Here is a 13,171-nt window from a genome sequence, read left to right as displayed (position 1 = left end):
GCCTGTACAACGACCGCTTTGTGCCAAAAGCAAACATGTGCACCATAAATCTTAAAAAATGCCTGATGCAGGGCCTCAGGCATCTGATCGTATTTATATTTCAGATTGAGTCTGGAATCAGACATCTGCAAATTTAGCTCATGGACTAAAATTTAACGTCAATTTATCAGCGGGATGTTATAAATCAGGACTTATCGATTTTATCTTAAGGTAAAAAACCACTATTGACGTAAAGGAAGGATATTCAAAACTTGTTTTCAGCATTTGAATATCCCGCCATCTGATTTATTCGTTAAGCGACATATCGAATTAGCCGGTTTTAAATGAATCAACTACACGATTCAGATTCACGGTTTCACTCTCAACAAGCATTACTGCTGATGAGGTCTCTTCAGCCAGTGCAGAGTTTTTTTGGGTAACAGTGTCAAGTTCAGAAATAGCAATGTTGATTTGCTCAAGCCCCTTGCTTTGTTCATCCGTAGCGGTTCTGATGTTATGCATTACATCATGTATCTCCAGTATCGCATCATAAACGCCTGAAATTGAATCCTGAGCGACATCAGATAGCTTTGCACCTTCTTCAATTTCCGTTACTGAATCACTAATAAGATCGCTGATTTCCTTCGCTGACGAAGAGCTTTTTTGCGCAAGATTCCTGACCTCTCCGGCTACGACAGCGAATCCTTTTCCGTGCTCGCCCGCCCTGGCTGCCTCAACGGCCGCATTCAGTGCCAGGATATTGGTCTGAAAAGCGATGCTTTCAATAATGCCGGTAATATCGTTAATTTTTGACGATTTTTCCTGCATGGTTTTCAACCTGTCTGACAGTGACAGGACTACGGATTTACCCTGTTCAGACTTTGTTCTGGTGTCGTTAATCAGTTCAGATACATCAGCAGAGTTTTGCGCGTTATTTTTAACCGCCACAGTCATTTCCTCCATACTGGATGCTGTCTGAACAATAGACGCTGCCTGCTGTTCCGTGCGGGCTGAAAGTTCATTGTTGCCGGAACTCACCTCACTGATACCCTTGACAATATTCAGTGACCCCTCTTTTATCTCGGAAATTACCCTGATAAGGCCTGACTGCATCTCACTGAGTTTAAAGAATAATCCCCCTATTTCAGTTTTGCGAGGAAATTCTGTTTTAACCTCACTGGTAAGGTCGCCTGACTGAATACGTTCCAGTTGCGCATAAACCTGTGACAGGGGTTGGATAAGCACGTTTTTAAACACCCTGATAAGTCCGAACATAAATATGAGATTGAAAATTATCATTCCATAGAAAAACACAGTCACCTTAGAGTAAGTCTCGCTGCTTTTTTCGGAAATATGGACGCTGATATCTGCCACCCTGCTTCGCCATGCATCATAATCGCTTTGCATTTTATCCTTATAGGGGCCGGCATTAATCGAGAACATAAGGTTTGCATCCTTCTTATAGCCATTATTTAACGACTGCTGCAAAACGGATGAATATGCCTCAAAGCTTTTCTGGAGAGACTTTTGTATATCTTCTGGCACTCCCCTGATATCAGCCAGTTGCTGATAGCTGGAAAAATCTTTTCTTGACTGACTAAGGATCTTTTCACCATGGGCAATAAAATAATTTACTTTTTCACTGCCCGGACCATCTTTGATCAACCACAGAGCAATCCGGTTGGTGTCTGCTCTCACCTCGTTTAACTGTGTCCAGATGTCGCTCAAAAGCCGTACTTTTTTACTCACAACGTCAGCGTTTCTGAAATTATCTCTGTCAGACTTTAAATAGTTGAGAAATACTAATCCTACACAAAGCTGAATAACGATGATGAATATGCCACTGGTGAGAAGTACTTTTGAAAGTTTAAATTTTCTGATGACCGACATTTTAATCTCCCTCTAAAAGATAAAATTCCTATCGGCAGCGTTACCGGTAACATTAGCTTTTTCTGATGAGATGAATGCACTATTAATTTGAGAAAATGCTGATAAAACAAACGAATTGCTTTATTGTTATCTTTAAATTAAATTTGTTGCATCCTTATTAAAAATAAATGCAAGGGTATTTGCCGTGAAGGCAGCATAATATTTTGAAGATTTGTTTTTTTACAGTAATTAAGACTTTTAATAATAAAAAAACATTAAAATGTAACGAAGATATGTATTTGAATATCCATCTGTAAGCAGGCGTTTACTCTGGAGAATTTCTGGGAAATTGATAAGAATATATCCGCCTGCCTTCGTTCGAAGGACTCTGGAAAGTCTGCTTCTCGCTTATAGCGGACATTACCCTGCTTACAGTGCCTGGTATGTGGCTACGCTCTGTAACATCCGGACGAATATCCGATATGCGCATCCGCTTAGTGTGAATTTTCTGCACCAGGCACTCAGGTTACGGCACCCGAAGCAACCAGAAGCACAAATGAGCCTGTTACGGCTCATTTGTGTTCATTCAGGAGTGACCCTTCCCTGGCGCGCTCAAAACCACTTAATCCGCCACGCCTGAAACTTGCTCAGCCCCCCTCTCTCCCTTCTCACGCCCCCTATCCGTCAGCGACGCCCTTACCTGCGGCAAACTTTCCGGGTAGTTCTGCTGAATAAACTCGATCATCTTTTCCCGCAGGTAGCAGCGTAAGCTCAGCGCGGTCATCAGCATCCTGATGGTCATGGTTTTCTCGGTGGTATCGGTCACCTGAAGCACCTGAGTTTCCCCATCCCAGAGTCGGATTTCGCTCAGCACCTTTTTAAGTGCGTCCGCAGGGGCTTAAGCGGCATTGAGTAGTCAACATAGAGAAAGACTGAACCCAGAATCTGAGTGTTGTTGCGCGTCCAGTTCTGGGAAGGATTTTGGGTAAAGTCGGTAATCGGCAGCACAGATCCCAGATCCGTACCACCACATAGCTCAGGGTAATCTCCTCAATCGAAAAAATTGACCGGGTTAGTAACCGCTTCATCAATGTCAGCCTGATAGCCACTGAATCTGATAAGCATGATCGACAAGCCACGCCGTCTATTCTCTCACTGAACGTCAATATAGCCGTAAACGATATGATATCCGCTCATTTATTGCTGAAGGAGGGATTGGGCTGTCGGGACAGGGATTAAGCATTGCAGGATATATACAGCTGTTATCATCTGGGCCGGTCTTACCGCGTCATTTATCACTGGCGTTACTCATAAGGTTACCTCAAGATCTTCGCGTTCGCCTGAACTGCCGGTTGCCTGCAGAGGGGTTTCATTGGTGACGGAACATCTCATTGAGGTAATACCTAACATCCTGCGCAAAAAATTTAAACCAGCGCAGCTTATAAGTAATAAACCCTATGCGAATGAATCCTTCATTTTTTAAACTTAAATTGGCACAGGAAGTAGTGAGGCTGCATCCTGAAATGACTAAGTTCTTAGCCACAACTTCATAATATCGCGGATATTTTTCTTTTCCACCATTGATTTCTGACTTAGAAAGCGCGAAATCATGACTTTCTCCCGACTCTGCGTTAGAAAACGTCATAAAAAAGAAGCAAAAAGACGCTACCAACGCTTTCATTAAAGTCTTTTTTATATTACGAATATTCAATCCTTATTTCCCCTCAGCCTCACCTTATGCATATCCATAGAGATACACAAAGAGATATATTTACATAATACTTCTGAAGAAAGCATCGCTTACTTTTCTATTTTACAACTATTATGATGAATGACTTTATCAAATTTTTCTAAAACCGAAATTTACCTAAAGGCAAAATATTGTCACCCGCAGATAAATAAAGCAACTCAAGCTAAGCGAACGTTGTTCCCTCTTGCTGGTATGATGATCTTTCCACACCAGTCCTGGCTAGCATCACTAAACTGGATATTCTAAAGCTTTACATGCTTGTAAAACAGGGCCATATAACCGGGTATTGATAAAATCAAATGGGCTTCCCTGCCTGTCTCAATACCAGACAATAGAAAAACTTAGCTTAACATCGACACCAGACCTTGATTGAATTAGCCCAGTCTTTTTTGTTTAATTTCGTTAATAATCACCTGCTGAATAGGTAGCGTTTTTCTTCCTAGCAGGATAGAGAGATCATTACTGTCACTAAATAACTCGCCCTCTTGCGATAGCTTATCTGCTTCAATCATTTCAGGTATGTTAACTGATAAAAGCACTTGCTTAAGATCATGATAGGATAAATTGAGATAGTCGATTTTTTTCCGATCAACTCGCTAACCTGATCAGCTAACTCAGACATGGTGTAAGCATCGCTACCCGCAAGCTCATATACTTTTCCAATGTGCCCATCCTGAGATAACACCACAGCAGCAGCTTCAGCATATTCCTCTCTGGAAGCAGAGGAAAAGCGTCCTTTTCCTGATGAGCCTAACAGTACACCATGCTGGACAGCTTTATTAAGATTGTCGGTATGGTTCTCTATATACCACCCATTACGCAGGATGGTGTACGCCATTCCACTTTTTTTAATATAACTCTCTGTCTCTCTGTGACTTTTTGCCAAAGAGAACGACGAAGTATCAGCACGTAACTGGCTGGTATAAGCAATTAAACTCACGCCAGCCTGGCGCGCAGCATCAATGACGCTTTTATGTTGTCTGAACCTTTCACTGGGAATCACAGCCGAAATCAGTAACAGTTTTTTAATGCCAAATAACGCAACTGATACTGTTTCAGGTTTATCATAGTCGGCTTGTTTAATCTGTACCCCCAACTTTATAAGATCTCCTGCGTCTTGAGGGTTCCGGGCAAGGCCAACAATTTTTTCAGCAGGATAAAAGGAAAGAAGCTTCATAATGACTTGCTTACCCAATTTACCGTTTGCACCTGTCACTGCAATCATATTTAACCCTTTAAATTTAACATCAACGTATAAGAGAAAAGTGATCTGACCTAAGAGGGTTTAGTTTCACTGGAATCAGATTCGATGATATACAGAATGCAGAACAGGTCAATCAGGCACTTTTTATCTACTAAGTAGCAAACAGGAAACCGGGTTTATGACAACATCAAATAGAATTGCATCTTGTCCTAATAGGATTGTTTTAGACCAGACATCCGATAAATGGTCCGTGCTGGTAATATTGACCGTGAGCGAAAAGCCAATAAGATTCAATGAGATAAAACGCAGAATCGGTGGAATCACTCAAAAGGCTTTGACACAATGTTTACGCAAACTTGAACGAAATGGGATTGTGGAAAGATGCGTAGTGGCCACTTCACCTATTGCCGTCGAATACCGCATAACACCCTTAGGTCACTCGCTAGACAAAATTTTTCACACTTTACTTGAATGGACAAATGAAAATCTCGGAGCAGTAATAGCGGCACAGCAAGAATATGATAGTCAGTTACCCCAGCCTGTAAGTTAAATTGCCTGAAATTAATAGCCTCATTATTTATTAATGAAATGTTAAAAAATTGATACCAGGTGACGGTAAGGAGTTTTTCAGGCTTTGACATTTCTTTCAATACTTTAATGGCACAGGTATAAATAATATAACGCCAGACAGGCATAAATGAGGTGATTTGTGTTATCTGGCGTTAACACATTTAACATTCACAGCGATTATTTCCGCAAACAGGCGGCTCAGTTAGCCTATGTTATCTCGCTCGGAGCATTGAATGCCATTGACGATTCTCGTCTGCTCCTCGCACATAGCAGACACTACCCTGCTTACAGTCCTGGTCTGTGGCTACGCTCTGTAACATCCGGACGAATGTCCGGTATGCGCATCCGCTTAGTGTGAATTTTCTGCACCGGGCACTCAGGTCACGGCCCCCGAAGCAACCAGAAGCACAAATGAGCCTGTTACGGCTCATTTGTGTCATTCAGGGGTGACGGTCACCCTCCCTGGAGCGCTCAAAACCACTCAGTCCGCCATACCTGAAACCTGCTCAGCCACTCCTCTCTCTCCCTTCTCACGCCCGCTATCCGTCAGCGATGCCCTTACTTGCGGCAGGCTTTCCGGGTAGTTCTGCTGAATAAACTCGATCATCTTTTCCCGCACGTAGCAGCGTAAATCAAAGGCGATTGGCGAGTTCTGCGCGGTCATCAGCATCCTGATGGTCATGGTTTTCTCGGTGGTATCGGTCACCTGAAGCACCTGAGTTTCCCCATCCCAGAGTCGGGTTTCGCTCAGCACCTTTTCAAAGTGCGTCCGCAGAGGCTCAAGCGGCATTGAGTAGTCCACATAGAGAAAGACTGAACCGAGAATCTGAGCGTTGTTGCGCGTCCAGTTCTGGAACGGATTCTCGGTAAAGTAGGTGATCGGCAGCACCAGGCGGCGCAGATCCCAGATCCGCACGACCACATAGGTCAGGTTAATCTCCTCAATCCAGCCCCACTCTTTCTCTACCACCACCGCATCATCAATTTTAATCGGCTGGGTAAAGGCGATCTGGATACCGGCGAACAGATTGACCAGCGACTTCTGTAGCGCAAAACCTATGATAATCCCCGCCACACCGGCCCCTGCCAGGATGGTAGTGCCAAATTTACGCACGCTCGGGAAACTCAGCAGAATCAGCGACAGGCAGAATAACACCAGAATGACAATAACCACTTTTTTGACGTAGATAATCTGTGTGCGGATCTTACGCGCGCGCAGGTTATTAGAAATATTAATGTCGTAGCGGATATAAAGCATATCCTGCGCCACATTGGTCAGTCGTATTAACACTGAGCAAAACGACATAATAATAAAGACATTGATGATATTGGTAATTAAATCCAGCGAGTCAGGATGGAAGTTAATGTAATTAAGACCCACATTGATCATTAATAGCGGGATAAAAAAGAACATCGACCCACTGAGGTGCTTCTCCAGCGATTTGAACAGCTTCCGGTCGCGACTCTGCCAGTAGCGGATAAACGCGAGCAGGATAAGACGACCCAGAAAACCCAGTACAAATGAAAGCGAGACGAGTAATACAACAGGTACCCACGACGGGAAACCAGATAACTCACCGAATAACAATGGCATTATTTTCCCTTTTAGTAAGCTGACAACACCGGATTGTCAGATAAATGACACATGCAGTAACCGTTGTCTTCACGGTCATCCGTCTGTAATACAATCAATGGGTTCAAGTATGAACCATACCTGCAAAGTTGACAGGAAAAGCCTCGCCAGCCCGCGCCCCTGATGCGCCTCTTTTGCCTTTCAGCCAGGACGGACAGTGACAGAAGTTGCCTGCGGCCCTGGCCGATATCATTAACCCGCCTGATATAACCGTTTCGCTTTTCTGACCCTTTTCGTTCCCCTGCGACAACAAAAATTGCTGCCGGACTCACTATAACCCCCGCTGAATGTAGACGACAGAGTCTTGTCTGCTAATTTTAAACTGTGCCCCGCCGTCGCTGAGAAAAACAACAATATGATTAATAGCATTAAACTTTCTGCTGATTTCCGCCGCAGCTTTCTGCGTGAAGTGCTGGTACCACTGGTCGCCATCCTGCTGCTCACCTTTGCGGGTGCCGGCACGGCGCTGTTTATCGGCACCTCGCTCACTAACGCCGAAGCCCGGCAGCAACAGCAGCGGATGATTGAAGCCTCGTTTTCGCAGAGCCTGAATGAACATCTGCGCCAGCTGCATAGCCTGTCGCGCTGGGCGCCGCTTGAGCAGCACCTCGCAGCGAGCAACAGCGACCGCTGGCTGGATGAGAACATCGGTGAATGGCTCTACGAAATGTTCGGACATCAGCTGATTATGGTGCTGGATCAGCAGAACCAGATCGTCAAAGTCTGGCGCGAGGGCCAGCCGGTCGCTGCGCCGGATAGCGATCCGCTGGCGGGTGAGGTGTTGCAGAGTACGCTGGTCACCGATCCGGCGCGCCCGGACAGGGCCGACTATGCACGGGTCACGAACCGTGCCGCCGCCCTGGCCGTCGGCAATATTCAGCAGGAGAGCCGCACCCTGCCCCGTTTCCGGCTGGTGAGCCTGAAATTTCTGGATGATGGCTATCTGGCGAGCCTGGCGCAACGCAATCAGCTTCAGGACCTGCACTTCACGGACGGCACGGCGCAGTCAGGCAGCGCGGCACGCTATCTGCTGGTGGCGCAGGCGGGCGATCCGGTGGGGTATCTGGAGTGGATTCCCTCCCGTCCCGGTGCGCAGATGCTGCGGACCATTGGCCCCTCAACCGGACTGGCGGTGCTGGCGATCTCCCTGCTGTGTCTCTATATGGTGTGGCGGCTCTGGCATTCGCTGGTCAGCCTGTCGCAGTCGATGCTGCGGCTCGGCGCCTCAGAGGCCCAGGCGCAGCATCTGGCGTTTCATGATGTGCTGACCGGTCTGCCCAATCGCGCGCTGGTTGAAGAGCGCATGACGCAGGCACTGGCGCTGGCGACGCGCCACGATCAGCGGGTGGCCCTGCTGCTGATCGATCTCGACCGCTTCAAAACCATCAACGACACCTATGGTCATCACGCCGGTGATGAGCTGATCATCGCCGTGGCGCAGCGCCTGAGCCGGATAGTGCGCGCCAGCGATACCGTGGGACGCATCGGGGGGGATGAATTTATTGTGGTGATGCCTGATGTCGAAAACCTGGGCCAGGCGCAGAGTCTGGCCCAGCGCATCGTCGACGAGCTGGCCCTGCCAGTGACGCTGTTTGGCAGCGAGGTGTGGAGCGGTGCCAGTATCGGGCTCTCCCTCGCGCCCAGAGACGGTATCGATCGGCTGGAGCTGATGCGCAAAGCGGATATCGCGCTGTATGAAGCCAAAAGCGGCGGGCGTGGCAAATATCGGCAGTTTGAACGGGCGATGGATGAGTCGGTGCGCACCCGCCAGGCGATTGCGGCGGATCTGCGCTCGGCGCTGCAGAGCCGTCAGGGGCTGGAGGTATGGTATCAGCCGCTGATGGACATCGGCGGTCAGCAGATGGTCGGAATTGAGGCGCTGCTGCGCTGGCACCACCCGACACGCGGCCTGATCGCACCCGGTGAGTTTATTGCGATTGCCGAAGAGACCGGCCTGATTATGCCATTGGGTGAGTGGGTGCTCGCTGAAGCCTGTGCCACGCAGCAGCGTTTCCCGACGCTGCTGGTGGCGGTCAACGTCTCGCCCGTGCAGTTCCGATCGGCGGGCTTTGTCGAGCGGATTATGGCGATTGTCAGCCAGCACGGCGGCGACCCGAGGCGCCTGGAGCTGGAGATCACTGAAGGCGTGCTGATTGAGGATGAACGGGAGGCGCGCGCGATTATCGTGGCGCTGCGTGAAGCGGGTTTCCGCATTGCGCTGGATGATTTCGGCACCGGCTACTCCAGCCTTAACTATCTGAGTACTTTCCCGGTCGATAAAATCAAAATCGATCGCTCTTTCACCCAGTCGCTGGGCGTGGCGGAAAATTCCGTGGCGATTGTGGAGTCGGTGGTGAAACTGGGGCATGCCATGGGCCTGATGGTGACGGCGGAAGGTGTCGAGACGCCGGGACAGATGTCGGCGCTGGCGGATGCAGGCTGTAATCAGTTGCAGGGTTATCTCTTCAGTCAGGCGGTGCCCGCCGATCAGCTTGTGGCGCTGATGACCTCCGTCGCGCCAGAGACGACGCCGCTGGCGTAACGGCCGGGAGGATAGCCTGAGCGCGCCGGTGCGCCCGGGCTATCCGTATCAGCAGCAGACCGCTATGCGCCCAGGCTGTCCAGCAGCGCCGCAGACGAGGCGACCGCGCCGAAAATGCCGCCCTGCATATGGATCATGCTCAGCGCCGCCTCGTGGTGACGCCGTTCAGTTGCCGCGCAGCAGTCGGAGAGCACCAGACACTCAAAGCCGCGATCGTTGGCTTCGCGCAGCGTGGTGTGAACGCAGACATCCGTCGTGATGCCGGTCAGGATCAGATTGCGGATGCCGCGACTGCGCAGAATCAGCTCCAGATCGGTGGCGTAAAACGAGCCTTTGCCCGGCTTATCCACCACCACTTCGTCCGGCAGCGGCGCCAGCTCCGGGATAATCTCCCAGCCCGGTTCACCCCGCACCAGAATGCGGCCACACGGCCCCACATCGCCAATCCCGGCATTCATCCGCCGCGACCGCCAGCGCTTATTGGCTGGCAGATCACTGAGATCGGGCCGGTGCCCTTCGCGGGTATGAATAACCGGAAACTGCCGTGCACGCATCGCGGCGAGCACCTGCTGCAGCGGGGCGATGGGCGCACGGGTCAGGCTGACGTCATAGCCCATGCTATCGACATAGCCACCCACGCCGCAGAAGTCGGTCTGCATATCAATGACGATCAGGGCAGTGTCAGCCGGGGTAAAACGGCCATCGAACGGCCAGGCGTAGGGGGTGGAATTAACGCTGTAGTCGGGCATGACTGTTCTCCATTTCCGGGCGCGGCATGCGCAGTTTGCTAATCAGGCTGTAACTGAGGGCGGCCGTGACCAGGCCAATGACGGCTTCACCGAACTGCGGAAAGGCCACATGGGCGATCACCGCACAGAGGCTGCCAATCGCCCAGGCGGCGAACGCGGTACCGCGGAAACGCTGTGCCGGACGCTGTTCGCTGATGCGCGCCATAAAGATCAAATCCACGATCATCACTGCGCCAAACGGCGGTACCACGATGCCCAGCAGGCTCAGCCACTCCAGGAAGTAAGACCAGACCCCCGCCAGTGCCAGCACGCCGCCGATGCCACCCAGAATCAGCGTCCAGAGCCGCATTTTGCTGCTGAAGAGATGACTGAATCCTACCGCGCCGTTGTAAAGACAGTGTGTGCAGACCGATCCGAGGTTAATAAACACAAACAGACAGGCGACCACCGAGAGAAACGCGCTGTGGCCCATCAGCATCGGCAGGAAGTTTCCGCCGTTGGTCAGCGGGTCAACCGCCGCGCCTACCGCCACAATCACCACGCCGAAGAGGTAGGAGATCACGTTGGCAACCGGGAAAGCGGAAAAAGCCGCGATCACCGCCGAGCGGCCATTCTTCGACCAGCGGGTAAAGTCCGCGGTCATGGTGCCGGAGTCGGCGAAACCGGCGACCACCATCGTGACCGCGGTGCCCATACTCATGGCACCCGCCGCGCTGGCGCTGCCCTGCCACTGCGTGACGACGGCGAAATCATGATCCCGCCCTATCAGCCACAGCGCCACGATGCCGAGCACCACGAACAGCGGCGCAGCGATCATCCCCAGCACCGACAGCGCCCGCACGCCCAGAAAGGTGATGCCGGTGTAGAGCAGCATGGCAAAGGCCGTCACCGCCAGCGCGTTCCAGCCAAAGGTCTGATTAATCACCGTGCCGGTGAGACCGGTCTGAAAGGCATACCAGCCGATCACCACCGTCGAGAGAAAACCGGAGACCAGGATATAACCTTTGCTGCCAAAGGTGCGCCGGGCCTGCAGGGCGAAATTCATGCCGCTGTTGCCGGCGAACCAGCTCAGCGCGCCGACATAGGCAAACAGCACCAGATTCCCCAGCAGAATGGCGATCAGTGCAGGCCAGAAGCCCAGATGCCAGGTGATGATGCCGCCAAATAACGCATTGGTGAGGATCATCGGAAAACCGAACCAGACTGCCGAGACCGAGCGGGTGGAGTGACGATGCGACACTGGCACCGGCTGGTGTTCAAACTCCTGCTCCAGCGCAGGTGAAGACGATGTTTTCATTGTGTGATTCCCGGTTGAAGATGATTCCACGGCTGAATGCGCTCGAAAGCGGCACTGGCAGCCAGCACTAAGGCATCATCAAGATGCCGTCCGACAATCTGGAGACCCACGGGCAGGCCGCGGGCGGTAAAACCGGCGGGCACCGACGCCGCGGGCTGACCGGTGAAGTTGAACGGGTAGCAGAATGAAAGCCAGTGATCGCTGCGGACCATCCGCCCCGCAATGATTTCCGGCCCCTGGCTTCCCAGCGGAAACGGCGGCACTGCCAGCGTCGGAGTGAGCAGCAGGTCGTAATGCTGCATAAAGCGCCACAGGCTGTTGCTGACCGCTTTGCGGACCGCGATGGCGTCAGTGAAGTTTTCCGCCCGCCACTCGCGCTGCAGCATGGCGATCAGATGGGGTGACATGGCGCTGCCCTGCTCCGCCATCATCTGACGCATGCCGGTAAGATCGCTCTCCATCGCCACCAGCGCACCGAAAGCGGCGGCCGGATCGCTGAAGCCAGGATCGGCCAGCTCCAGTTCCGCGCCGGTTTCAGCGGCAAAGCGCTGCACGGCCGCACTGACCACCGCCCGCACTTCCGGGTCCACCGCGACATAACCCAGGTCTGCGCTGAACGCGATGCGCAGTTTGCTGGCTGGCTGGCGGAGCGTGCCCAGCCAGTCAACGTCGCTGCAGGGGATGGAGTGACGATCCCGCATATCCGGGCCCGCCATCAGTGACATCATCAGGGCGGCATCGCGCACGCTGCGCGTCATCGGGCCGATGTGCTCCAGCGACTCCCAGCTCGACACGCCGGGATAGCGTTCATCGCGGCAGCCGGGCCAGAGCGGCACCCGCCCCATCGACGCCTTGAAACCAAAGATGCCGCAGTGCGCTGCCGGAATGCGAACCGATCCGCCCCCATCACTGCCCAGCGCAATCGGACAGAGCCGTGCCGCAACGGCCGCACCGGAGCCGGCACTGGAGCCGCCGGGCGTCATCTCAGTATTCCAGGGATTACGCGGCGACGGAAACAGCGGATTGTGCCCGACCGCGCTGTAGCCAAACTCCGGTGCGGTGGTTTTACCCAGCAGAATGGCATCGGCGGCCAGCAGGCGTTCTACCGTGATGTCATCCTCTTCCGGCACGAAATCCCGGTAAGCCGCCGAACCGGAGGTGGTTCTGACACTGGCCGTGCAGATCAAATCCTTCACCGCCAGCGGCACCCCCGCCAGCGCACCCAGCGTCTCTCCGCGAGCGCGGCGGGCATCCAGCGCACTGGCCTGCGCCATCGCCAGTTCGGGTGTGGGGGTACAAAAGGCCTGTATTGCCGGTTCCCGTTCCGCCATTCGCTCCAGTGCGGCCCCGGTCAGCTCGCAGGCTGACACCTCCCCGCTGCGGATAAGTGCGGCCATCGTGGTGGCATCTTCGTCTAATAAGGAGTCAAACATGGATTACCTCGCCAGAATTGTACCCGTCAGGTAGTGCATGAACCGTGCCAGCTGGCACCAGGCCGGGCGCTCTGAAGCAGGGATGCCAGATGGAATACGGCCTGGGATACAAGATCGAATTCTTATGGTGGCGGGCGGGCGCGCC

9 protein-coding genes and 1 pseudogene are annotated in these 13,171 nt (G+C 52.1%); 2 read left to right on the top strand and 8 right to left on the bottom strand.

Annotated elements, in window-relative coordinates; genetic code table 11:
- Positions 1-309: 309 nt before the first annotated feature.
- The 4 genes and pseudogenes from OXR04_RS01660 to OXR04_RS01645 all read right to left on the bottom strand — a co-directional run bounded on the left by OXR04_RS01660 (position 310) and on the right by OXR04_RS01645 (position 4,823).
- On the bottom strand, positions 310-1,869 hold the full coding sequence (locus OXR04_RS01660) for a methyl-accepting chemotaxis protein (RefSeq protein ID WP_267371388.1): 1,560 nt from the start codon (positions 1,867-1,869) through the stop codon (positions 310-312).
- A 601-nt stretch (positions 1,870-2,470) separates the two neighbouring features.
- Positions 2,471-2,903 (bottom strand): annotated as a pseudogene (locus OXR04_RS01655) (mechanosensitive ion channel family protein); the annotation flags it as partial.
- Between the two features lie 314 nt (positions 2,904-3,217).
- Positions 3,218-3,559, bottom strand: a complete 342-nt coding sequence (locus OXR04_RS01650; RefSeq protein WP_150029774.1) for a hypothetical protein — start codon at positions 3,557-3,559, stop codon at positions 3,218-3,220.
- Between the two features lie 547 nt (positions 3,560-4,106).
- Complete coding sequence (locus OXR04_RS01645; protein WP_267371391.1) at positions 4,107-4,823, bottom strand: SDR family oxidoreductase; 717 nt, start codon at positions 4,821-4,823, stop codon at positions 4,107-4,109.
- Positions 4,824-4,980: 157 nt separating this feature from the next.
- Between OXR04_RS01645 and OXR04_RS01640 the strand changes: the two genes are divergently transcribed.
- Positions 4,981-5,352 carry a helix-turn-helix domain-containing protein gene (locus tag OXR04_RS01640; RefSeq protein ID WP_267371394.1) on the top strand — a complete coding sequence of 124 codons (372 nt, stop codon included), beginning with the start codon at positions 4,981-4,983 and terminating at the stop codon, positions 5,350-5,352.
- A gap of 501 nt (positions 5,353-5,853) precedes the next feature.
- On the opposite strand, the gene OXR04_RS01635 is transcribed toward OXR04_RS01640, so the two are convergent.
- Positions 5,854-6,966 carry a mechanosensitive ion channel domain-containing protein gene (locus OXR04_RS01635; protein WP_058957638.1) on the bottom strand — a complete coding sequence of 371 codons (1,113 nt, stop codon included), beginning with the start codon at positions 6,964-6,966 and terminating at the stop codon, positions 5,854-5,856.
- A 394-nt stretch (positions 6,967-7,360) separates the two neighbouring features.
- Here OXR04_RS01635 and OXR04_RS01630 point away from each other — a divergent pair, with 394 nt between their 5' ends.
- Positions 7,361-9,547: an EAL domain-containing protein gene (locus OXR04_RS01630; protein ID WP_267371396.1), complete on the top strand. Its 2,187-nt coding sequence runs from the start codon at positions 7,361-7,363 to the stop codon at positions 9,545-9,547.
- 62 nt (positions 9,548-9,609) lie between these two features.
- Here OXR04_RS01630 and OXR04_RS01625 read toward each other — a convergent pair whose 3' ends face one another.
- Genes OXR04_RS01625 through OXR04_RS01615 form a run of 3 tightly spaced genes read right to left on the bottom strand, consistent with a single transcriptional unit; the run spans position 9,610 to position 13,026 of the window.
- Entirely contained in the window at positions 9,610-10,296 is a 687-nt protein-coding gene (locus OXR04_RS01625; protein ID WP_058957636.1) for an isochorismatase family cysteine hydrolase, read from the bottom strand.
- Positions 10,277-11,593, bottom strand: a complete 1,317-nt coding sequence (locus OXR04_RS01620; RefSeq protein ID WP_009089438.1) for a cytosine permease — start codon at positions 11,591-11,593, stop codon at positions 10,277-10,279. Before OXR04_RS01620 ends, OXR04_RS01625 begins: the two co-directional genes overlap by 20 nt.
- A complete protein-coding gene (locus OXR04_RS01615) occupies positions 11,590-13,026 on the bottom strand; it encodes an amidase family protein (protein WP_267371399.1) in 1,437 nt (478 codons plus the stop codon). The genes OXR04_RS01620 and OXR04_RS01615 overlap by 4 nt, the downstream gene beginning before the upstream one ends.
- Between the last annotated feature and the right edge of the window lie 145 nt (positions 13,027-13,171).

Source organism: Pantoea sp. GM_Pan_3, from assembly GCF_026541045.1.
Taxonomy (GTDB): Bacteria; Pseudomonadota; Gammaproteobacteria; order Enterobacterales; family Enterobacteriaceae; genus Pantoea; species Pantoea anthophila.
The sequence above is the reverse complement of the archived record's forward strand: the minus strand, read 5'-3'. Positions and strand labels throughout refer to the sequence as shown.

Coding starts and splice junctions, on each gene's coding strand:
- OXR04_RS01660 (WP_267371388.1), bottom strand. CDS start 1,869: ATGTCGGTCATCAGAAAATTTAAACTTTCAAAAGTACTTCTCACCAGT.
- OXR04_RS01645 (WP_267371391.1), bottom strand. CDS start 4,823: ATGATTGCAGTGACAGGTGCAAACGGTAAATTGGGTAAGCAAGTCATT.
- OXR04_RS01640 (WP_267371394.1), top strand. CDS start 4,981: ATGACAACATCAAATAGAATTGCATCTTGTCCTAATAGGATTGTTTTA.
- OXR04_RS01635 (WP_058957638.1), bottom strand. CDS start 6,966: ATGCCATTGTTATTCGGTGAGTTATCTGGTTTCCCGTCGTGGGTACCT.
- OXR04_RS01630 (WP_267371396.1), top strand. CDS start 7,361: ATGATTAATAGCATTAAACTTTCTGCTGATTTCCGCCGCAGCTTTCTG.
- OXR04_RS01625 (WP_058957636.1), bottom strand. CDS start 10,296: ATGCCCGACTACAGCGTTAATTCCACCCCCTACGCCTGGCCGTTCGAT.
- OXR04_RS01620 (WP_009089438.1), bottom strand. CDS start 11,593: ATGAAAACATCGTCTTCACCTGCGCTGGAGCAGGAGTTTGAACACCAG.
- OXR04_RS01615 (WP_267371399.1), bottom strand. CDS start 13,026: ATGTTTGACTCCTTATTAGACGAAGATGCCACCACGATGGCCGCACTT.